16 protein-coding genes, 1 rRNA gene and 2 riboswitches are annotated in these 20,037 nt (G+C 34.2%); of the genes, 10 read left to right on the forward strand and 7 right to left on the reverse strand.

Annotation, left to right across the window (positions count from 1 at the left end; genetic code table 11):
• Positions 1 to 73 precede the first annotated feature (73 nt).
• A riboswitch (Lysine riboswitch) is annotated at positions 74 to 245 on the forward strand.
• Positions 246 to 372: 127 nt separating this feature from the next.
• From BUA73_RS10070 to BUA73_RS10085, 4 genes are all read left to right on the forward strand, one after another.
• Entirely contained in the window at positions 373 to 1,566 is a 1,194-nt protein-coding gene (locus tag BUA73_RS10070; RefSeq protein ID WP_072904018.1) for an aspartate kinase, read from the forward strand.
• A 10-nt stretch (positions 1,567 to 1,576) separates the two neighbouring features.
• On the forward strand, positions 1,577 to 2,872 hold the full coding sequence (gene lysA, locus BUA73_RS10075) for a diaminopimelate decarboxylase (protein WP_072904000.1): 1,296 nt from the start codon (positions 1,577 to 1,579) through the stop codon (positions 2,870 to 2,872).
• Positions 2,873 to 3,071: 199 nt separating this feature from the next.
• Positions 3,072 to 3,725, forward strand: a complete 654-nt coding sequence (locus BUA73_RS10080) for a hypothetical protein (RefSeq protein ID WP_072904001.1) — start codon at positions 3,072 to 3,074, stop codon at positions 3,723 to 3,725.
• Positions 3,726 to 3,937: 212 nt separating this feature from the next.
• Complete coding sequence (locus BUA73_RS10085) at positions 3,938 to 5,134, forward strand: 6-phosphofructokinase (RefSeq protein ID WP_242942369.1); 1,197 nt, start codon at positions 3,938 to 3,940, stop codon at positions 5,132 to 5,134.
• A 340-nt stretch (positions 5,135 to 5,474) separates the two neighbouring features.
• On the opposite strand, the gene BUA73_RS10090 is transcribed toward BUA73_RS10085, so the two are convergent.
• Both BUA73_RS10090 and thyX read right to left on the reverse strand, forming a co-directional pair.
• Positions 5,475 to 6,551, reverse strand: a complete 1,077-nt coding sequence (locus BUA73_RS10090) for an HD-GYP domain-containing protein (RefSeq protein ID WP_072904003.1) — start codon at positions 6,549 to 6,551, stop codon at positions 5,475 to 5,477.
• Between the two features lie 169 nt (positions 6,552 to 6,720).
• Positions 6,721 to 7,431, reverse strand: a complete 711-nt coding sequence (gene thyX, locus BUA73_RS10095; RefSeq protein WP_072904004.1) for an FAD-dependent thymidylate synthase — start codon at positions 7,429 to 7,431, stop codon at positions 6,721 to 6,723.
• 232 nt (positions 7,432 to 7,663) lie between these two features.
• On the opposite strand from thyX, the gene BUA73_RS10100 reads away from it, so the two are divergent.
• The 4 genes from BUA73_RS10100 to BUA73_RS10115 all read left to right on the forward strand — a co-directional run bounded on the left by BUA73_RS10100 (position 7,664) and on the right by BUA73_RS10115 (position 11,786).
• Positions 7,664 to 8,554, forward strand: a complete 891-nt coding sequence (locus BUA73_RS10100; protein WP_072904005.1) for a hypothetical protein — start codon at positions 7,664 to 7,666, stop codon at positions 8,552 to 8,554.
• A 188-nt stretch (positions 8,555 to 8,742) separates the two neighbouring features.
• Complete coding sequence (locus tag BUA73_RS10105; protein ID WP_072904006.1) at positions 8,743 to 9,792, forward strand: M42 family metallopeptidase; 1,050 nt, start codon at positions 8,743 to 8,745, stop codon at positions 9,790 to 9,792.
• Positions 9,783 to 10,781 carry a M42 family metallopeptidase gene (locus tag BUA73_RS10110; protein ID WP_072904007.1) on the forward strand — a complete coding sequence of 333 codons (999 nt, stop codon included), beginning with the start codon at positions 9,783 to 9,785 and terminating at the stop codon, positions 10,779 to 10,781. The genes BUA73_RS10105 and BUA73_RS10110 overlap by 10 nt, the downstream gene beginning before the upstream one ends.
• Before the next feature lie 33 nt (positions 10,782 to 10,814).
• Positions 10,815 to 11,786: a zinc-binding metallopeptidase family protein gene (locus BUA73_RS10115; RefSeq protein WP_072904008.1), complete on the forward strand. Its 972-nt coding sequence runs from the start codon at positions 10,815 to 10,817 to the stop codon at positions 11,784 to 11,786.
• Between the two features lie 102 nt (positions 11,787 to 11,888).
• Here the strand turns inward: BUA73_RS10115 and BUA73_RS10120 are convergent, their stop codons facing one another.
• The 4 genes from BUA73_RS10120 to BUA73_RS10135 all read right to left on the reverse strand — a co-directional run bounded on the left by BUA73_RS10120 (position 11,889) and on the right by BUA73_RS10135 (position 16,447).
• Complete coding sequence (locus BUA73_RS10120) at positions 11,889 to 13,904, reverse strand: methyl-accepting chemotaxis protein (protein WP_072904009.1); 2,016 nt, start codon at positions 13,902 to 13,904, stop codon at positions 11,889 to 11,891.
• A gap of 92 nt (positions 13,905 to 13,996) precedes the next feature.
• Positions 13,997 to 14,800 (reverse strand): MetQ/NlpA family ABC transporter substrate-binding protein, encoded by an 804-nt coding sequence (locus BUA73_RS10125; RefSeq protein WP_072904010.1) that lies wholly within the window; start codon positions 14,798 to 14,800, stop codon positions 13,997 to 13,999.
• A 25-nt stretch (positions 14,801 to 14,825) separates the two neighbouring features.
• Positions 14,826 to 15,476, reverse strand: coding sequence for a methionine ABC transporter permease (locus BUA73_RS10130; protein WP_072904011.1), 651 nt, complete (start codon positions 15,474 to 15,476; stop codon positions 14,826 to 14,828).
• Entirely contained in the window at positions 15,470 to 16,447 is a 978-nt protein-coding gene (locus BUA73_RS10135; RefSeq protein ID WP_072904012.1) for a methionine ABC transporter ATP-binding protein, read from the reverse strand. Before BUA73_RS10135 ends, BUA73_RS10130 begins: the two co-directional genes overlap by 7 nt.
• 168 nt (positions 16,448 to 16,615) lie before the next feature.
• Positions 16,616 to 16,716: riboswitch (SAM riboswitch) on the reverse strand.
• A gap of 181 nt (positions 16,717 to 16,897) precedes the next feature.
• On the opposite strand from BUA73_RS10135, the gene BUA73_RS10140 reads away from it, so the two are divergent.
• The gene (locus BUA73_RS10140; protein ID WP_072904013.1) at positions 16,898 to 17,839 is read left to right on the forward strand and encodes a magnesium transporter CorA family protein; all 942 of its coding nucleotides are present in this window, start codon (positions 16,898 to 16,900) and stop codon (positions 17,837 to 17,839) included.
• Positions 17,840 to 17,930: 91 nt separating this feature from the next.
• Here BUA73_RS10140 and BUA73_RS10145 read toward each other — a convergent pair whose 3' ends face one another.
• Positions 17,931 to 19,001, reverse strand: a complete 1,071-nt coding sequence (locus BUA73_RS10145; protein ID WP_072904014.1) for an HD-GYP domain-containing protein — start codon at positions 18,999 to 19,001, stop codon at positions 17,931 to 17,933.
• 743 nt (positions 19,002 to 19,744) lie between these two features.
• Between BUA73_RS10145 and BUA73_RS10150 the strand changes: the two genes are divergently transcribed.
• Positions 19,745 to 20,037, forward strand: a 16S ribosomal RNA gene (locus BUA73_RS10150); the annotation flags it as partial.

Raw genomic sequence — 20,037 nt, forward strand, 5'->3', positions numbered from 1 at the left:
TGAAAAATTAGTTGAAATTTATATACATATAATATATAATTAATATTGAATATAAAAAATAATATAAAAATATGCCTAGGGTAGAGGCGCTGTGATTAAGAGTATATATCTGGAATCTTGCAAGATGTAGATGGGTATAGAAAGGAGTCATGGCCGAAGGTCAAAAATGTTGCAGATTTTTGGTCTGGCCATGCATAAAATATATGCATGGCTGTCACTTATTTAAGTGGAGAACTACAGGGTCATCTTAAGTTGTATTAATTGCGTGTAAAACGTATATAGGATGCGATAAGGTTGAGCCTTATGGCATCCTTTTTGTTTCTTACAGGTGTCTCAAGTTCTGACGAGTTAGGCAGAAACGGGAGAATGCATATGAATATTATTGTTCAAAAGTATGGTGGAAGTTCAGTGGCAACCACTGAAAAAATTAAAAATATTGCAAAGAAGGTTGTAGGGAAGGCATCACAAGGAAATGTTATGGTCATAGTTTTATCAGCTATGGGAAAGACCACAAACCATTTAATACAGCTATCGGAAGAGGTAAGTTCAAAACCCGACAAACGGGAACTTGATCAATTATTAAGTACAGGTGAGATTGTGTCCATTTCTCTTTTAGCTATGGCTATAAAGGAATTGGGCTATGATGCTGTAAGTTATACAGGGTACCAAATATCTATAGAAACAACGGATACCCATGGGGAAGGTTCTATAAAGGATATAAATAGTAAAAAAATTATGGAGGAACTGAAGCAGGGTAAAATTGTTATTATAGCTGGGTTCCAGGGTATGAATAGTGTAGGTGATATGACTACTCTTGGTAGAGGCGGTTCTGATACTACTGCGGTGGCATTGGCATGTAAGCTTCATGCCAAATGTGAAATATATACTGATGTAGATGGTATATACAGTACCGATCCTAGAAAATATGATTTGGCACGAAAGCTGGATTATATTAGTTATGAGGAAATGATGGAACTATCATGTCTTGGTGCAAAGGTAATGCACGCAAGGTCTGTAGAACTAGCAAGCAAATATAATATTCCTATATACGTGGGACTAAGTACTGAAAATCAAGGGGGAACTTACATTATGAACAATGAAGATATGGAACTAAAAACTGTAACAGGTATGGCAACTAATAACGATGATATAGTAATTCATATTAAAGATATAGAGGGAAATATAAATATTATTTCAAAGCTATTTAACATTATTGCAGAGAATAATATTAGCATAGATATGATTAGTCAGACTGCTCCTGTAAATAAAATGGTAAGTGTATCATTTACTATTCCAATGATAAAAAAGAGTCAGTGTATGGACTTATTGACAAAATATGTGCAAGAGAACCAAATAAACGTAGAAGAAAATATAACTAAATTTTCTGTGGTGGGATTAGGCATGAGAAACGCCACTGGAGTGGCTGCAAAGGTATTTAGATTGTTTGATGAAAATCATATAGAGGTAAAAATGATTACCACTTCTGAAATAAGAATAACTTGTGCCATAAATAGAAGTGATGAAGAAAAAGCAGTTAGCATCATTGCACAAGAATTCAATTTATAGGGGTGATAACATGAAGATTATAGGTAATATGGATATAAGAGATAATCAACTTTATGTAGGTGGCTTTAAGGCCGAAAATCTTGTGGAGGATTATGGTACCCCATTGAACGTAATGGACGAAAATCTTATACGCAATAATTGCAACAGATATACTAAAAGTTTTGTTGGAAATACGGATAATAGAGTGGCATATGCCGGAAAAGCATTTCTCACATTATATATGTGTAAAATTATCAAGGAATGTGGTATGTATTTAGACGTGGTATCTGGTGGGGAGCTGTATACTGCTCAAAAGAGCGGTTTCCCTATGGAACGTATATATTTTCATGGAAATAATAAAACCAGTGATGAAGTCAATATGGGAGTTAAATTAGGTGTAGGCACTTTTGTGGTAGACAATTATTATGAGATGGAACTAATAGAAAAGTATGCAAAGGCACACGAAAAAATTCAGAGAGTGATATTGAGAGTCACACCTGGTATAGAGGCACACACTCACGAGTATATAAAAACAGGACAAATAGATTCTAAATTTGGATTTACAAAATTGAATCATGGAATAATTAAAGCTGTTAAGAAAGTGGCAAAATATCCTCACATAGATTTTCAAGGAATACATTGTCATATTGGATCACAAATCTTTGAAACTAAACCTTATGAAGAGGCAGTAAAGGTCATGTTCAACATTGCTTCTGAAATAAAAGAAATGCTAAATATTGAGATAAAAGAGATAGACTTAGGTGGTGGCTTTGGTATTTATTACAAAGATGGAGATAAGCCGAAGAAAATAGAGGAGTTTACAAAAATCATACGAGAAAAAGCAGAAAATATGAAAAAAGAGTATAATATAAATATTCCAATCTTAACAATTGAACCAGGTAGGTCTATAGTTGGTAATTCAGGTATAACCTTGTATACCATAGGAGCTATAAAAGACATACCACAGGTGAGAAAATACGTAGCTGTAGATGGTGGAATGGGAGAAAATATACGACCAGCCTTATACGATGCAGAGTATGAAAGTATAGTTGCAAACAATGTAAATTCAGAAGATGAAGAATGTATTACCATAGCAGGAAAGTGTTGCGAATCGGGGGATATCTTAATAAAGGATATTACATTGCCAAAAATTAAATCTGGAGATATAATCGCCATTATGAACACAGGAGCATATGGGTATTCCATGGCTAGTAATTATAATAAGATACCAAAACCGGCGGTGGTAATGGTTTCCAATGGTACGGCAAAATTAATTTGTAAAAGACAGACCTATGCAGATTTAATAAAAAATGAAATGATTTACTAAAAATAAGTCTTGGCTTCAGCGGGAGTTTTTACTCCCTCTAAAGTTTAGGACTTTTTATTTTTACATAAATCAATAAAGAAGTCAAAAATGTTTTACAAAATAGTTATGTTTCTAAATAATAGAAACTTTCATGATATAATATAAACATAATATAAACTATAATATAAATAATAAAGAAAATAATTTATGAGGTGAAAAAATGAAAGGCATATTTAAAAAGCTATTAATTTGTTGTAGTGTAATGATTTTTCTTGCTGGATGTCAGGAAGCTAAACCTGGTATCAATGGAAAAGTGGAGACTCCAAATGTTAAGGCTGATGAAAAGCTTACCTTAAGTACCTTTATTCCAAAGGAAAGTTATAAGGTTGTTTATGATGGTACTGATCTTGCGCCTAATATTCAATTTATAAGAGGTAACGGAGAAAAATATCAGGCTGTGGGAACAGATGGACGGGGTGCCTTTGTAAATGTATATGAAAAGAATAATGGAAAATTAAGTTGTGTAATGGAGTATACTGAGCTTTCACAGGGAGAATCTGAAAGTTTGGAAACTCTTAATTATCTAGATAAAAATGATGTTGGGGATAAAACAGATGTTTTGTGGGAACCTTTGGAAAAAGGTAGCAAAATGGGAAATCGCCAAATAGAGGATGTAGGTGAAAATTTAAAACTAGACGATCTTCAGCTTAAGGGTCCTTATGTAAAAGTAGTGGACAACCACAGTGAGAACGATAGTAAAATGATTATAACTTCGTATTATTCAGAGGGACTTGGATGTGTAAAATATGAGGTAAGTATGGATGGAGTAGTTGTATGCCATTATATACTAAAGAGCTATACTTTAAATAAGTAATAATAGATGAGGGTATCACATGGTAAACATAGTTGTGATACCCTTATTTACCTTATATAACGTATAATAGCTACATAGATAACTATTTACAGATAGATTACTATATATTTTTGGATTATATATGTTATAATAAATATTGTTTATTAAAGAAATGATGTATATTATTAAAAATAATTATCATATATAATGTTAGGAAAAATGGGAGGTAAATTATGAATTGCATCATTGCACAATCCGGAGGGCCTACAGCCGTTATTAATTCAAGCTTTATTGGTGCTTTGACAGAGGCAGTAAAATGTGGGAAGTACAATAGGGTTTTGGCAGGCATAAATGGTATTCAGGGAATATTAAATGAAAATATAAAGGATGTAACAGATCTTACTGAGGAGCAACGCCAGGAGATTAAATGTACTCCAGCTGCAGTACTAGGATCTTGTAGGTACAAGCTTAAAAGCATAGAGGAAGATAGTGAACAATATGAAAAACTTTTTAGTATATTTGAGAAGCACCACATTGATACCTTTTTCTACATAGGTGGAAATGATTCCATGGATACAGTGAAGAATTTAAGTTATTATGCAAAAGAAAAAGGGCTTGACTTTAGGGCTGTGGGTATACCAAAGACTATAGATAATGATTTAGAAATAATGGACCATACGCCTGGTTTTGCTAGTGCGGCGAAATACATAAATACTTGTATTGTAGAATCTTATTTAGACAATAGCGTATATGATCAGAAAAGTGTACTTATAATTGAAACCATGGGAAGAGAAGCTGGGTGGTTAGCTGCATCTGCCGTGGCGGCCAAAGTAAATGGGAAACAGATTGTGGACCACATATATGTACCTGAGAATGCTTTTGAAGATGTAAAATTCCTCAATACAGTAAGAGAAGGACTGGAGAAAAAGGATAGATTGTATATCGTAGTTTCTGAGGGCATAAGATATGCTAATGGAGATTTTGTTGCAAACTCAAACAACAATGCTTCTCATGATAAATTTGGACATGCTCAGTTAGGGGGAGTAGGACAGAAGCTGAAGGCTATGATTTTGTCGTCAGGTGTGACAAAGAGAGTAAAGGCTTTAGAGTTTAACATACTTCAAAGATGCGCTGGACATGTAAGTTCAAGGGTTGATTTAGAAGAGGCCTTTGAATTGGGAGCTAAGGCTGTAGAATTCGCCTGTCAGAATATGAGTGGTATATTGCCAGGTATAATAAGAAACAGCAACACTCCATATACATATACCATTGAGCCTATAGAAATTCAGGATGTAGCAAACATGACAAAAGTGTTGCCGCAATCATGGATAGATAAAGAAAATGATTTCATAACTGAGGATATGAATGTCTATGTTGAGTCTTTAATTGACCACATGGATATAGTGTCTAAATATACTACATTACTGTAAGTCATATGAAAATGCTTTAATCAACATAATATACACAGAAAAAGTGTTTTTTTCACAGGCTTATCCACAAAAACTGTGGATAAGTTCTGTAGAATTGTGGAAAACTTATATTTAATAGATAAAAAATGTTTTAAATACTATAAATTCAGATTATAAATACGAAATAATGCAGTTGTCCACAAAATCTGTGGACAAATATTGAAAAAACTGTGGATAAGTATAAATTTAATGTGTATAAACAGAATTCTTGGAGAACAAAAATTGCCTGTGAATAAGCTTACAACTTAGCACAGGCATTATTTTTGTTCTAAAAATACTTTGTGAATATAATTTGGATATATTAAATGTTTACAACTTCTATAATTGTTATGTTGGTTGTGTGCATATCATCTTTAAGGTTAATGTATTCGTTAGTAATCTTGTTAGTTTTTTTGTTGATAAGCCGAACTCTCGGGCGTGTACAGCAATCAGGAAAGTTTTTTACTACTATGCCAATGCGTTGATTGCTGAGCCGAACACATGTTCCCAAAGGATAAGGCGCAACTCGCCTAGTAAAAATTTTCACAAGTTCCATATCAAAAAGCGAATCAGCTCCACCCATAATATATTCCATAGCATCAGAAGGAAGTATAGCACTTCTGTAAGGTCTGTCAGAAGTTAGCGAATCAAATACGTCGGCAATGGATATTATTTTACCGAAAGTGTGTATTTTATTTTTTTTCAATCCAAATGGATAGCCGGAACCATTGCAGTGTTCGTGGTGGTGAAGTATACCCATGTAAGACGAAGTTGCTATATTAGGATAGTTGTCTTTAATGAAGGCATAGCCTAAGAACGAATGAGCTCTAATCTTGCGGTGCTCTTCTTGAGTAAGGGATGACTGTTTGATAAGGATGTGTTTGGGAATGAAAATGTTTCCAATATCGTGAAGAATAGCAGCTAACCCCAGGTTGTACAGTGTGGTCCTATTATAGCCTAATGATATTCCCATAATAGTTGATATGACAGCAACGTTTAAAGAATGATAATATGTATATTCATCAAAAAGCTTTAAATCCACCATATTGTAAAGAAGATTATCTGTACTTAATATCTGGTTTATAATAGTTTCAACTATGAATTTAATTTCATCCATTGATTGAGTTAAATCAGAACCATTGTAGTCATTGATAAATATATTCTTTATGCCACTAAGAGCCTTGATTTTCAACTCTTCGCTTATCATGGTATTAATCTTTATGTCGGAACTAATCTGGTCCTCTATGTAAATTCCTGATAGACCAAGTTGATGGATGGCTTGTATTTGATTTTGTTTTAGTACAGAACCCTTTTTTAACAAGAGACTTTCGTCCTTGTCATACAAATTTACAGCTAAAACCATGTTTTCTCTGATACAAGAGTCAGGCACAAAACGCATATAGGACTCCTCCCTCAAATTATAATAACATATTAAATTATAGAATATATCCATATTATATTAAAGAATACTAGAACATTTTTTAGCTGAAAATGCACATAAAATAAAGGGTTCTGTCATTTATTTAATATAATTAAACAAAAAAATGAATAATTTGAATAAACAAAAACTATTTTGTTACAATGAAGTTGTTATCAATCACCTGTTGTCTAGTTGGGAATTTTCCACAACAATGGGAACCTTCTGGACACCACATAAGATATTCACAATGGGGAACAAGAGTATTTTCTAATTCCGGAAGAACACTTATTACTTCTTTCTTCATTAGATTTGCTAATTGCCTTATTTCCCATTGGCTTCTAATGCAAAGTCTCTTATGCATAAAGTGTATGAGAGCTTCTAGGGTAAAACCCCATGTGCCTTGAGTTTCACAGCTTTCAAGTAGGCAGTATCTTGCATCTTGGTTTGCACCTTCTTTATTTTTACCTTGAGATTTCAATATTTGCTGTATTTCCCCATAGGTTTTTATACTTTGCTCCATAAGTTCTGTGTATTTTTTTAATGCTTCTTGGTTTTCAGCTATTGTTGGAGGAATTACAAAGTTCACTCCGTTCATGTCACAGTACCTTTGAGATTGTTGGTTTAGCTCTACGCCAATTTTGTGCCTGTTTAGCTGCAAACTACAAGCTCTTGAGATCCCTCTTATTCTAAACTTGAAATATTCCGTTCTGCTACCACTAAAATGGCTCTGATTTGCACAAGCATGTCCAACCCTTTCAGCGTATTCTATAGGGGTATTATAACATTCACAAGAAAACTCCCCCCAATGTTTATAAAGTTCCTTCATATAATTACCATTTATAAGTTCTACAGAAATCATATTTACCTCCCGAATTTATTCTATGTAAATATAATATCACATGTTTACGCAAAAAAAACTGTTAATTAAAGCCATAACAACATTTGAACACTTACAAAAAAATTCATATAATTTGTAGAAAACATAAGTATTTTGTAACAAAAAATGAAATTTGTAATATTAATATATAGAGGATGTTTTTCTCAAAAATAATATTATCATACAAATCTTATTAAAAAGGATGGTTTTACAAATGAATGAAGAGATATTTGAATGTACTAATACAGATGAAATAGGAGAACGTGTTTGGACTCCTAGATATGAGGCCTGCTCTAAGGATTATGGCGACTATGAAGGTGCATCAAAGGCAGGAGAAGGTGCAATACGAGTTACCAGATATCTTGGCAGTATTACTATGGGTAAGATGCTTTTAAATAAAATAAGGATACCTGAAGGGTTTGTTGAAGCAGAGCATATTGCTAGTAAATTGAAATTGAATACCTGTAAGGTATGTGGAGATACAATTTTTTTAACTGGTTGTCTTACTGAGACCATTAACTATGTTACATCTGTGATGCCAGCCATGCCTTCAGTTGGTGATAGCGTTATAGATGGTCAGGGTCAATTTCATAGTAAAATAACATGCAATGGCAATCCAAAGGTTAGAAGGGTAGAAAACAAAACCATTATTGTAGATATCCCGGTTTCTATGTCTATGAAAGCTGATTTCTTGGAGAATGTAAGACTAAGGGGAAGTAGAAATAGAAAGGCTTTTTACAATGAAAATACACTTCAGCGCTGTGGAAGGGGTTCTGTTGGAGTTTGTCCATGTGAATCTTTTTCAGAGGACTTTGTCATACTAAATAAAGGTTTTGATTGTGATGTGGAGGCATACAGAGTTTCACAGGTTGATATAAGCAAAATCTTTGATTTTCCACCATGTGGTATGTGTGGTGCACAAGGTGCAATGGATGGGGATCTTTCAAGTGATGGGGACTTTCAAGTGGGATCAGCAAATTTTTGCAACAAGTATTTTGTTATAGAGGAAAAGATGCTTTTAGAGGTAGTTGTATCGGTGTATATGGATGAACTTGATTTGGGAGACGATAATAATTATAATTGCGGACGTGGATGCTCATTCTAAGTTTCATCCAAGGCTTAATTAACAGCCAATCCTTATTTTAAATTTTCAAGGCAAAGTCATATATCATGGCTTTGCCTTCAGTGCTTATATTAACAAAGTCTAAAAGATTAATAATAATTTTAATATATATATAAAATTAATGATATAATATCATTGTAAATATAATTTCAACAAAAGTGGGTGATTAGATGGATGAGAAACAATTGCTAAAGGATTTATGTACATCACATGGTCCTAGTGGTAGGGAGGATATGCTTTACCCTATTATTGAAAATGCCTTCAAGCCATACTGTCATGAGATAAGATGTGGCAGTCAAAATAATGTGTATGCCATAAAAAAAGGAAGGGGAAATGGCAAAAATAGCATTATGCTTATGGCACATGCTGATGAGGTGTTCATGCAGGTTACGGGGATTATGGACAATGGTTTTTTAAAGTTTACAACTCTAGGTATAGATGCTAAAACACTGGTATCACAGGAAGTTGTCATTCATGGCACAAGTCAGATTATAGGAATCATAGGAATTAAACCTCCACACCTTATGAATGATGAAGAGAAGAATGCCGCAGTTAAAGTGGATGATTTGCTTATTGATACTGGATTATCCAAAGAAGAGGCAGAAAAAAATATTAAAATTGGAACATATGTAACATTAAAAAGAGATTTCTATGAGCTTTTAAATGACAATGTGGTTTGTAAGGCTTTAGATGATAGAGCCAGTATAGTTTCTATGTGGAATTGTGCAAAAGAGCTTATGAATGTAAATCATGAGTTTGATGTATACTTTGTATGCTCATGTCAGGAAGAGGTTGGGCATAGGGGTGCAAAGATGGCTTCCTATGATTTAAATCCAACTTTAGCCATAGCTATTGATGTTACTTTTGATAGTGGGAAAATGGGAATACCAGATAAAGAAACGTATCTTGGAAAGGGTCCGTGTATATGTATAGGTCCTAATATCCACCCTAAATTTAGAAAAAGGCTTATGGAATTAGCAGAAGAGTATAATATACCATATCAAGTAGAGGTAGAAGGTGGAAATACAGGTACAGACGCTTGGGACATACAAATCGTAAGAAATGCCATTCCTACTTTGCTTATATCTATTCCACAAAAGTACATGCACACTTCTGTAGAAATGGTAAATATGAAGGATGTCGTTAACACGGGAAGAATTATGGCCAAGTTCATTGAAAAGGTTACGTCGGAAAATCTGGAGGAAATGCTATGCTTTTAGAGGAATTATGTAATGCTCATGGTCCTGTGGGCTATGAAGGCCAGGTTAGAAATATTATAAAAAAGGAAATAGCTCCCTATGTGGATGAAATAGAGATAAATACCATGGGAAATGTGCTTGTGCACAAAAAGGGCACAGGTCCTAAGGTTATGATAGACGCTCATATGGATGAGGTTGGTTTTATCATAGAGGGATATAATGAGGATGGTACGCTTAGGTTTTCACCGCTTGGTGGTGTAAATGCAAAAATACCTCCATGCAAGGTTGTTTATATTGGTCCTGAAAAAATAGTTGGTGTTATAGGTTTAAAGCCAATTCACCTTCAGAGCAAAAAGGAAAGAGAAGAGAGCTTGACTTATAGAGACTATTGTATAGATATTGGTTTAGAATCAAAGGAAGAGACTAAGAAGATGATCTCAAGAGGTGAATATGTTGTATTCTCTACAGAGTGCGGTGACTTTGGGGATGGTCTTTTAAAGGGCAAGGCCTTCGATGATAGAATGGGTTGTATGGTTCTTATGGAGGTTTTGAAGGAAAAATACGATTGCGATCTTTATGCTTCCTTCAGTGTTCAGGAGGAAATAGGTGATAGGGGTGCATTACCATCTTGCTTTAAAGTTGAGCCAGATATAATGGTGGCAGTGGAAGGAACTATATGCGCTGATATGCCTTCTGTACCTAAACACCTTCAGGCCACAGAAATTGGAAAGGGCCCAGCTATATCCATGATGGATGCAACTAGTATTTTTGATTATGAGCTTACTAATAGCATCATAAAGACAGCCAAGGAAAATAACATACCTTATCAAAGAAGAAAGGCTATCGCAGGTGGAAATGATGCAGGGGCTGCTGTTGGAACGAAATCAGGTGCAAGGGTTGCTACAGTATCTGTACCATGTAGATATATCCATTCAGCTATATCTGTAGCTAGCAAAGATGATTTGAAGAATACCATAGCTCTTATGAAGGCGTGGCTGAAAACACTTTAAAAGTTAATAATTAAAAGATAAGGAGAGAATGTTATGGAAAACTTAATGGATAGATTAATAGAGATTTTCAGAGTGAGCTCCCGCGAGTCACTGGCAAGGGAAGAAATAAAAAAACAGCTTGATTCTGTGAAGGCAGAAGTACAAGAAGATAAGTTAGGCAATCTTATTTTGAAGGTGCCAGCAAAAGGTGAGAGTAAGGAAAAGCTTATGATTACTTGTCCCATAGATACTGCTGGTCTTATGATTACATATATTGAAAAGGAAGGTTTCATAAGAGTAGACTGTGTCGGAAAGATGGATGTTCAGGATATAATAAACAGAAGGGTTACTACGTCACTAGGTGTTACAGGTGTTGTAAGGTGTAATGCAGAAAAACCAACCATGAGGGATGTTTATGTGGATTTTGGCTTTAAATCAAAGGAAGAAGCTGAAAGCATGATGGTGAGAGAAGGCGAATGTGTTCAGCTTAACGCTGAAAAAGTTCAGCTTTGCAATGACAAATATGCCGGCACAGGTCTTGGCGGTGCTGCTGTTGTCAATGTTCTTGCAGATGTAATAAAAGAAAATGAGAATTTTTCAAAGGATTGCTATTTTGTCTTTGCATCTCAGGGACAGTTAGAAGGAAGAGGTGGAAGGGCTGCAGCTTATGAAATAGACCCAGACTACTGTATAGTTCTAGGTACAGAATGTACTGGCGACTCTTTTGGTGGAAAAGAGAGCATAAAGCTTGACAATGGTCCAGTGCTAGTTCTAAGGGATAAGAATTTGATTATATCCAAGGAATTAGAAGAGGGCATAGAGAAGGCAGCTAAGGATAGTAAAGTGTCTATTCAGAGGTCTTTGGGAACATCTGTTACTGCAGGAGGCCCAATTCACAAAGAACTAGGTGGCATAAGTACAGGTGTTATTGCATTGCCAGTAAGATATAAAGGCACTCCAATGGAGATGGTTTCATTAAAAGATATGGAAGCTTTAAAAAAGCTTATAGAGTCTATAATAAAATAGTATGATTAAACAATATATTCAAATAGCATAGTTAGAAAGGGTGCAGGAGCTTATGATAATAGCTCCTGCACCCTTTCTATATTATTGACTTCATTTATCTAACTAAATTTCTTCTGATTCTTTTAAAAAGTTTTTTATTATTTTATCCAATTTTTTAGCTAAATCATTATTTGAAGAGGAGAGTGAGCCTATGGAGCGGATGTTGTTTACTTCACTTTCCATGGAGGCCGATATTTCTTCACAGCTAGCAGTGGTTTCTTCAATTACTGCGGATATTGTTGATATATTGTCTAAGATGCTATCTTTATCATTTGAAAGGGATGAGGAAAGTTCCTTTACCTGAACAAGGTTGCTGGCTATTGATTTAAGAGCATCTATCAACGCAGTGAACAATTCTGTGGTGTGGTTGATGTATTTTCCCTGATTTCTAGCACTAGCTATAATATTTCCCACAGACACTATGGCATCATTGGATACTTTTTGGATATTTTTAATGTTATCTTTAATGTTGTTAGTTGCAGAAGCTGTTTGTTCCGATAATTTTTTTATTTCGGAAGCTACCACAGCAAATCCTTTGCCAGATTCTCCGGCATGGGAGGCTTCTATACTTGCATTTAAGGCTAGCAAGTTGGTCTGCTTTGCAATGGTGTCGATTAGGGTGATTATGGATTCTGAATTCTCAGCATAATGGCCAACTTTATCTACTATGGAAGAAACATTTTTTAAATTTATGTTGGTATTTTTTGTCTCATCCTCTAAGGTTTTTATGGTATCATTTCCTACAGATATATTTTTCATAGAGTTTTCTACAATGGATGACAGCCTTTCAATGCATTCACTGCTATTATCTATAGAATGTGCTAGTGAATCTAATCTGTGAACCATATTTTCCACACCCTTTGCTTCATCAGTAGAGCTGGCGGCTAACTGCTGGCTAGCAGAGGATATATCTTCCATAGATATGGTGGATTTAGTTGTTATGTCATTTAAAATGTTACTGCTATTATACAGAGAAGATACAGAGTTATTTATTTCTTTAATCAATTCTTTCAACGTTTCTTTAAGAGAACTTATACCACGGCACATTTGACCTATTTCATTGTTATATTTAGCATAAGGATCCGATTTATTGGTATTAAACTGCCCTTTGGATATGGATAAAATGTCCTCATTGGCGCATATCAATGGTTTTACAAGTTTTCTATCCATAAAAATTATGACACAAAGAAGCAGCACTGCCACGGAAATTGTGATTATATTTGCAAAGGCTGAAAAGGCAGTTTTATTCTTTTTGTAGGTGGATAAATCAAAGGCCGTTTCTACAATTACGGGCTCACCACTTAGATTTACTTCTTTTCTCAAAATGGCCAGTGGTTTGCCAGAGTTTTTATCTGTACTTTCATCTATATACATGGTGTCTGGAGCTATAGCAGAAGTATTTAAAAGGGACTTATCACTGGAGTATACTATTTTATAGTCTTTTTTAGTGTAGATACTAGAGGATATCACTCCATTGCTCTGGGCAATATTTTGAAGACAAGTGTCTATTCCGAAGTTCTTTTTAAACTCTGTTACAGCGTCAGCTTTTACTCCAACTTGAACGAAATAATGGTTGTTGAGATTTACACCACCGTATTTTACGTCATAGTCCCCTACAGTGCTTTTCCGACATGGTTCTGCATAACTTTTTTTATTAGCACTGAGCACCTCATTAAAGGCATGATCAGGTGGAAATACCCAGTTAATATTGTCTCTCATGTTTGAAGAGACAATGGTCTTGTTTTTCACTATATTAATTTCAAAAACTTGGGTATCTTTAGCGTATGCAGAGATAATATCATTTAGTTTTGAATAACTTGTTGTCAGCAAAGGTTTAACGCCATAGGCTAAAGATATGATTTTATCTTCTAGCATTTTTTCCACATTGTCTTGTTGAATGGCAGCCTGCTCCATAATTTTAATTTCCATGCTGAGAGTATTTTCATAATTGTCTTTTAACGTTTTGCTAAGAGTAGTTTTTGAGTAATCTGTGGACAATATTTGACCTAAAGAAATTAAAATAAGAGAAAGAATGCATATAAAAACAGATATTGTTCTGAGTCCGGTTCTTTTCTCCATAAAAATTCCCCTCCTTAATTTATAGTTAATAATTATATATTCGTATGTAATTATAACAAATTAAGAAGAAATTACTAAAAATTTACTTAAACTTAAAATGTGGGAACTATAATGCCTTTATATTTATCTTCTATGAATTTTTTTACTTCATTAGAGGTTAGTGCTTTTGTTAAAGCTTTTATTTTCTCAGAGGACATATCTTCTCTTCTGCACACAAGTACATTGGCATAAGGGGAATCCTTTTCCTCTAGAGCTAATGCATTTTCCACAGGGTTCAGCTTTGCAATTAATGCGTAATTGGTGTTGATTATTGCTGCTGACACCTCTTCTAAAGTTCTTGGCAGTTGTGCAGCCTCTATCTCTGTTATAACAAGATTTTTACGGTTCTCTTCAATATCCTTAATTGTAGGATTTTTCACTCCCTCTTTTAGCTTTATTAGTTTAGTATTTTCTAATAGCTTAAGTGCTCTTCCCCGATTTGTTTCATCATTTGGTATGGTTATTTCTGAACCATCTGAGATTTCTTCAAGTGTTGACACTTTTCTTGAATATATTCCTAAGGGTTCAATGTGAATTTTTGCAGTATATTCAAAGTCATAATTCCTTTCTGCTTTTTGTTTTTCAAGAAAAGGTACATGCTGAAAGAAGTTAGCATCAAGAGATTTTTCTTTTAATGCTGTATTTGGCATAGAGTAATCTTGGAATTCTGTAATCTCAAGGGTATAACCTTGTTTTTCTAGCAATGGTTTAGCAGCTTGCAGAATTTCCTTGTGCGGTATAGGGCTAGCTCCCACCACTATGGTTTTGTCATTAGGTTTGTTATTGCAACCTGTGATATTAAGTGTAAGTAAAGTTGCTACTGCAAGATTTATTAGCAATTTTATAGATTTTTTCATGTTTTTTCTCCTTTTTCAATATAATTTAACGTGAAATTTTTTTTATAAGTATTTTATATATAGAATTTCCGACAAGCTGTATAATCTGGACTAGCATTATCAGCATTATAACCGTTATAATCATGACTTGGGTATTAAAGCCTTGGTAACCATATCGTATGGCTAAATCTCCAAGGCCGCGGCCTCCTATGGCTCCAGCCATGGCAGAATAGCCTATGAGGTTAATAATTAAAAGTGTAACATCTAGTACTAAATATGGAATGCTCTCCCTCACTATAACCTTAAATAGGATATGAATTGTGGTGAGTCCAAAGGCCTTGGATGTTTCTACAAGACCATGATTTATCTTGTTTAGAGAAGCTTCAAATATTCTAGCTGCAAATGGAATAGCAGCTATGGTAAGTGGAACTATGGCCGCTGTAGTGCCGATGCTTTTACCAACTAATAATCTTGTAAGTGGTATTAGGATGATCATCAAAATAATAAAAGGAAGGGAACGAAATATATTTATTATAAAATCCAGAACCTGATAAATTATTTTATTTTCATTTAAATCTTTCCTACCAGTGGTTACAAGCACTAATGAAATGACAAATCCAAAAATTATGGACAAGGTTGCAGACACTCCAACCATATATAATGTTTCACAAAGAGAAGTGATGTACTCGTCTAACATGGCTTTACCTCCTTTTCAATTATCTGGAAATTCATATTGCGATTACTTAGAAAAAGGGAAAGTGCCTCTCTGCTTTCTTCATGAACATTAACAATAAGACTGCCACACACATGATCCCTAAATTGCTCGAGCTTCCCCCATACCACAGATAAGTTTATATTTAAAACTTTTGCGGCTTCAGTTATCACGGAATCATAAATATTTTCGCTGCAGTAGTAAATTTTAAAGTTTACCCCTTTACTTGGAAGAATTTCATATTCTCCAAGAAGGCTTTGTACTTCTTTGTTGCTGCTTAGAAATAGCTTATCAACTTCGCCTACTGCAGTAATACGGCCACCATTCATAAGAGCTACTCTGTTGCAAAGCTGTTTTATAACTTCCATTTGGTGGGTCACAGTGACTATGGTTATGCCTAGGTTTTTATTGATTTTATTTAGTAATTGAAGAATAGATTGGGTTATTTTAGGGTCAAGAGCCGATGTGGCTTCATCGCAAAGCAGTAATTTCGGGTCTAAAGAAAGTGCTCTTGCTATGGAAACCCTTTGTTTCTGTCCACCAGACAATTGAGAGGGCATACTATAAAGTTTGTCATCTAGTTCTACTAGGGTTGCCAATTCTACAACCTTTTTTTCAATATGTTTATTATCATATCCCCATGATTTCAATGGCAATGCAATATTATCAAAAACATTTCTTGAAGGAAGCAGGTTGTCAGATTGAAAAACCATTCCTATATTTTTTCTAAGAGATCTCAAATCTTTATGATTCAGGTTTTTAATTTTATTGTTCATAACAACAAGATTGCCAGAATCAAAATCTTCTAAACCGTTAATGCACCTTAATAGGGTTGATTTTCCCGCGCCACTGTGACCTACTATACCGAAAATTTCACCTTCATGTATATTTAGGTTTATGTCACTTAAAGCTTCAAAGGAATTAAAACTTTTATATAAGTTTTTAATAGTAATCATTTATTCACTCCTTCTGTTTTGTATAAATTATTTTAGCTTTTTTATCTTATGGCTAGCCGCTATAATATTTACACAAAACCTGTGTTTAATTTTAAATGTGCTTAATTGTAAAAGTTTGAGAAAAAAATAAAGGCCTGAGAACCTCAGACCTTAAAAAATCGCGCGAAATTCTCATCTTTCGGTATAAAAATACCGCAGGATTTAGCACCATGCAAAATGCTGGTTGCTGGGTTTCATAGGGCCAGTCCCTCCACCTCTCTTGATAAGTAAAGAAATATTTAATTAAATTCAACTTTTGTTGTATTTATTATAATAACATAAGAAACATAAGTCAAGGCAATAATATTAACAAAGTGTGAATAATTATGTAGACGGTGTTGATTGAATCCTATCTAAGAATAGGGTTATAATATATGTATGATGTATCAAAACTGAAGGGTGGAAATAGCAATGTTAGAGATATATAAAAACTTTATAGGACAGGATGAACCAAAGCAAATTGAAGAAATAGAAGATGGTGCGTGGGTAAATATTTCTTATCCCACTGAAGAGGAGCTGGAGTTTGTAGCTAAGAAGGCCAATGTACCAGTTGATTACCTGAGATCAGCCCTTGATGCTGAGGAAACTTCTAGAATAGAGCAAGAGGAATCCAATCTTCTTGTCATACTAGACATACCATTTTTGAACTATGAGGGAGATAAATCCGTATACGAGACGTATCCTTTAGTAATTGTAAGAACGGAAAGTGTCATCATAACTGTATGTCTAAAAACAAGTAAAATACTAGAAGATTTTAAAAGTGGTAGGGTGAAATCCTTTTGTACGTTTAAAAGGTCAAGATTTATGTTGCAGATTTTATATAGAATAGCCACTTATTATCTTATTTATTTAAGACAAATAGACAAGAAAAGTGTTATGGTGGAAAATAGACTTCACAAATCTATGAAAAATAAGGAATTGATTCAGTTGCTTTCTTTGGAAAAATCCCTTGTGTACTTTTCAACTTCTCTTAAGTCCAACGAAATAACCTTGGAAAAGTTAATGAAAATGAAAGCTTTTATAAAGTACGAAGAGGATGAGGATATATTAGAAGATGTAATTATTGAAAACAAACAAGCCATAGAGATGGCAAATATATACAGCAATATTTTAAGTGGGACAATGGACGCTTTTGCTTCTGTTATCTCCAACAACTTAAATATAGTAATGAAGTTCTTGGCCACTATAACTATAGTATTGACCATTCCAAACATATTTTCAGGATTTTTCGGAATGAATGTAGGCGGAATACCATTTAGAGACAGCCCTTTTGGATTTGCCATAGTTATTGCCATTGTAATAATTGTCAGTATAATAACTACCTATATACTAAATAAAAAAGACATGTTTTAAATAAATAGGCCGTAAAATCCTGAGTTTGTATACGCAGGTTTTGCGGCCTTTAAGTATAGTAAAATATAAAATAAAATTTTACTTAATTTGTTTACTCTGAAGAAACTACAGTGACGTCTATATTGTCTAAAAGGTTCAAGTCAAAGGAACCAGTCCAAGTGGAATTTTCCATATTAAATATTTTTATCACAGGTCTGTCGGGAAATCCCTTATTCTGCTTCACAACTATGCCGGACATACCGTTGGACAATCTAATGATGCTTCCAATAGGGTAAATGGCAAAATTGTCTTTAAATCTGCTTATAAGTTTGGGATCAAACTGGCTTCCTGCTCCGGATAATATAAGCTCATAAGCTTCAAAGGGCTCAAACCTAGGGCGATAGGATCGATTTGCGCTTACGGCAGTAAAAACATCGCATACGGAAATAATTTTTGCATAGGGATGAATGGTTTTTCCAACGATCCCATGGGGATATCCTCTGCCATCAAATCGTTCATGATGCTGACCTATGGCCATGCACACATCGTCAGGTATGTTGGGAAGATCTGCTACAATTTTCTCTCCTAAGCTAGGGTGAGTTTTTATAATCTCAAACTCTGAATCTGTAAGACGCCCCTTTTTATTTATTATGCTATTGGGTATTTTAATTTTGCCAATATCGTGTAGTATGGCTGCAAGGGCTAAATCGTCTATTTCATTTTTCCCAAGGCCTGCAGACATTCCTAAAAAGATAGACATTATACAAGTATCTACGCAATGGACATAGGTGTAATCATCGTAATCCTTTATTTCAAATAAGTTTGTTGTAACTGAACCACATTCTAAAATATGGTCTACCATTTTAAATATATCGTTCTTAAACTGATTAATATTTATACTTTTAGGTGATTCAACGATTTGTTGAAAGGCTGCCGGCATAGACTTAAGGGTAGAATATTTCAAATTTTCCATATATTCATCCTTCAATTTTTCTTTGTAATTCGTGACAGCATCTTCATACCCGGAGATTCTAACCGCGTATATTCCATTTTTCTGTAATTTTTTTATGTGCTGATTAGTTATAACTGTGCCAGCTTTTATTAAAATTGCCCCATTGGGATCCGTCACATCATAAGAAAGCTTTTCATTGCCCTTTAATGAATCAACTAATACTATTTTCATACCAACCTCCAAGCAATGGTTTTAAAGAATTCTAATATTACAAGTATCGTTCTTTATATTTATCGTACATATAAAATATAAATTTAGGTGTTTTTATAAGTAAATTTACAGTGATGATCAAAGGTAATTATATTACTATTATATTAGAACTTTCTAGAGAATATTATAGCATGTATTGTTAAAATCAAAACATTATTAGTATTATTTTGTCGTAATATTACTCACAAAACAATGTTTTTTGATGTATATTATAAAAAATTAAGTATAATTAAATGAATTCTATGAAATTTATATTAAAACTCAATTATAATTGAATTTACTATTTTAAATTTAAAATTCACATTGTATATTGTAAAGCCATCACTGATTATTTTAAAACTATGTAGAAATTTGTATAAGATAATTGTGTATTAATATGTAGGAAAATCATAAAGGTAAAAAGGCAAGGAAAAAAAATAAGTTTTTTTGTAATTTGATGTTGACATGTAAAAAGAACTTTGATATTATATAGAAGTCGCCTGATGGTGGCAAGAAAAAATGGTCTTTGAAAATTAAACAGAATAAAAGAAATAAACAAACTCGTATTCTTTTGAATAACAAGTAAGTAAAATGCTTAGCAAGTAATGCTTCGAGCAAGAGATAATATCTCAATAAAAGAGCAGATACAAGTTAGGGCAGCAAGGAAACTTCTCAGCGTAGCTGATGAGTAAGATGCTGCACGAAACAAGTTTCTAGCATCATCTTAAATTGAGAGTTTGATCCTGGCTCAGGACGAACGCTGGCGGCGTGCTTAACACATGCAAGTCGAGCGATGAAATCCCTTCGGGGATGGATTAGCGGCGGACGGGTGAGTAACACGTGGGTAACCTGCCTCAAAGTGGGGGATAGCCTTCCGAAAGGAAGATTAATACCGCATAATATCTAATTGCCGCATGGCAGATAGATTAAAGGAGCAATTCGCTTTGAGATGGACCCGCGGCGCATTAGCTAGTTGGTGAGGTAACGGCTCACCAAGGCGACGATGCGTAGCCGACCT

This window comes from Hathewaya proteolytica DSM 3090 (assembly GCF_900142225.1).
In the GTDB taxonomy this organism is placed as follows: Bacteria; Bacillota; Clostridia; order Clostridiales; family Clostridiaceae; genus Hathewaya; species Hathewaya proteolytica.

Coding starts and splice junctions, on each gene's coding strand:
- BUA73_RS10070 (WP_072904018.1), top strand. CDS start 373: ATGAATATTATTGTTCAAAAGTATGGTGGAAGTTCAGTGGCAACCACT.
- lysA (WP_072904000.1), top strand. CDS start 1,577: ATGAAGATTATAGGTAATATGGATATAAGAGATAATCAACTTTATGTA.
- BUA73_RS10080 (WP_072904001.1), top strand. CDS start 3,072: ATGAAAGGCATATTTAAAAAGCTATTAATTTGTTGTAGTGTAATGATT.
- BUA73_RS10085 (WP_242942369.1), top strand. CDS start 3,938: ATGAATTGCATCATTGCACAATCCGGAGGGCCTACAGCCGTTATTAAT.
- BUA73_RS10090 (WP_072904003.1), bottom strand. CDS start 6,551: ATGCGTTTTGTGCCTGACTCTTGTATCAGAGAAAACATGGTTTTAGCT.
- thyX (WP_072904004.1), bottom strand. CDS start 7,431: ATGATTTCTGTAGAACTTATAAATGGTAATTATATGAAGGAACTTTAT.
- BUA73_RS10100 (WP_072904005.1), top strand. CDS start 7,664: ATGAATGAAGAGATATTTGAATGTACTAATACAGATGAAATAGGAGAA.
- BUA73_RS10105 (WP_072904006.1), top strand. CDS start 8,743: ATGGATGAGAAACAATTGCTAAAGGATTTATGTACATCACATGGTCCT.
- BUA73_RS10110 (WP_072904007.1), top strand. CDS start 9,783: ATGCTTTTAGAGGAATTATGTAATGCTCATGGTCCTGTGGGCTATGAA.
- BUA73_RS10115 (WP_072904008.1), top strand. CDS start 10,815: ATGGAAAACTTAATGGATAGATTAATAGAGATTTTCAGAGTGAGCTCC.
- BUA73_RS10120 (WP_072904009.1), bottom strand. CDS start 13,904: ATGGAGAAAAGAACCGGACTCAGAACAATATCTGTTTTTATATGCATT.
- BUA73_RS10125 (WP_072904010.1), bottom strand. CDS start 14,800: ATGAAAAAATCTATAAAATTGCTAATAAATCTTGCAGTAGCAACTTTA.
- BUA73_RS10130 (WP_072904011.1), bottom strand. CDS start 15,476: ATGTTAGACGAGTACATCACTTCTCTTTGTGAAACATTATATATGGTT.
- BUA73_RS10135 (WP_072904012.1), bottom strand. CDS start 16,447: ATGATTACTATTAAAAACTTATATAAAAGTTTTAATTCCTTTGAAGCT.
- BUA73_RS10140 (WP_072904013.1), top strand. CDS start 16,898: ATGTTAGAGATATATAAAAACTTTATAGGACAGGATGAACCAAAGCAA.
- BUA73_RS10145 (WP_072904014.1), bottom strand. CDS start 19,001: ATGAAAATAGTATTAGTTGATTCATTAAAGGGCAATGAAAAGCTTTCT.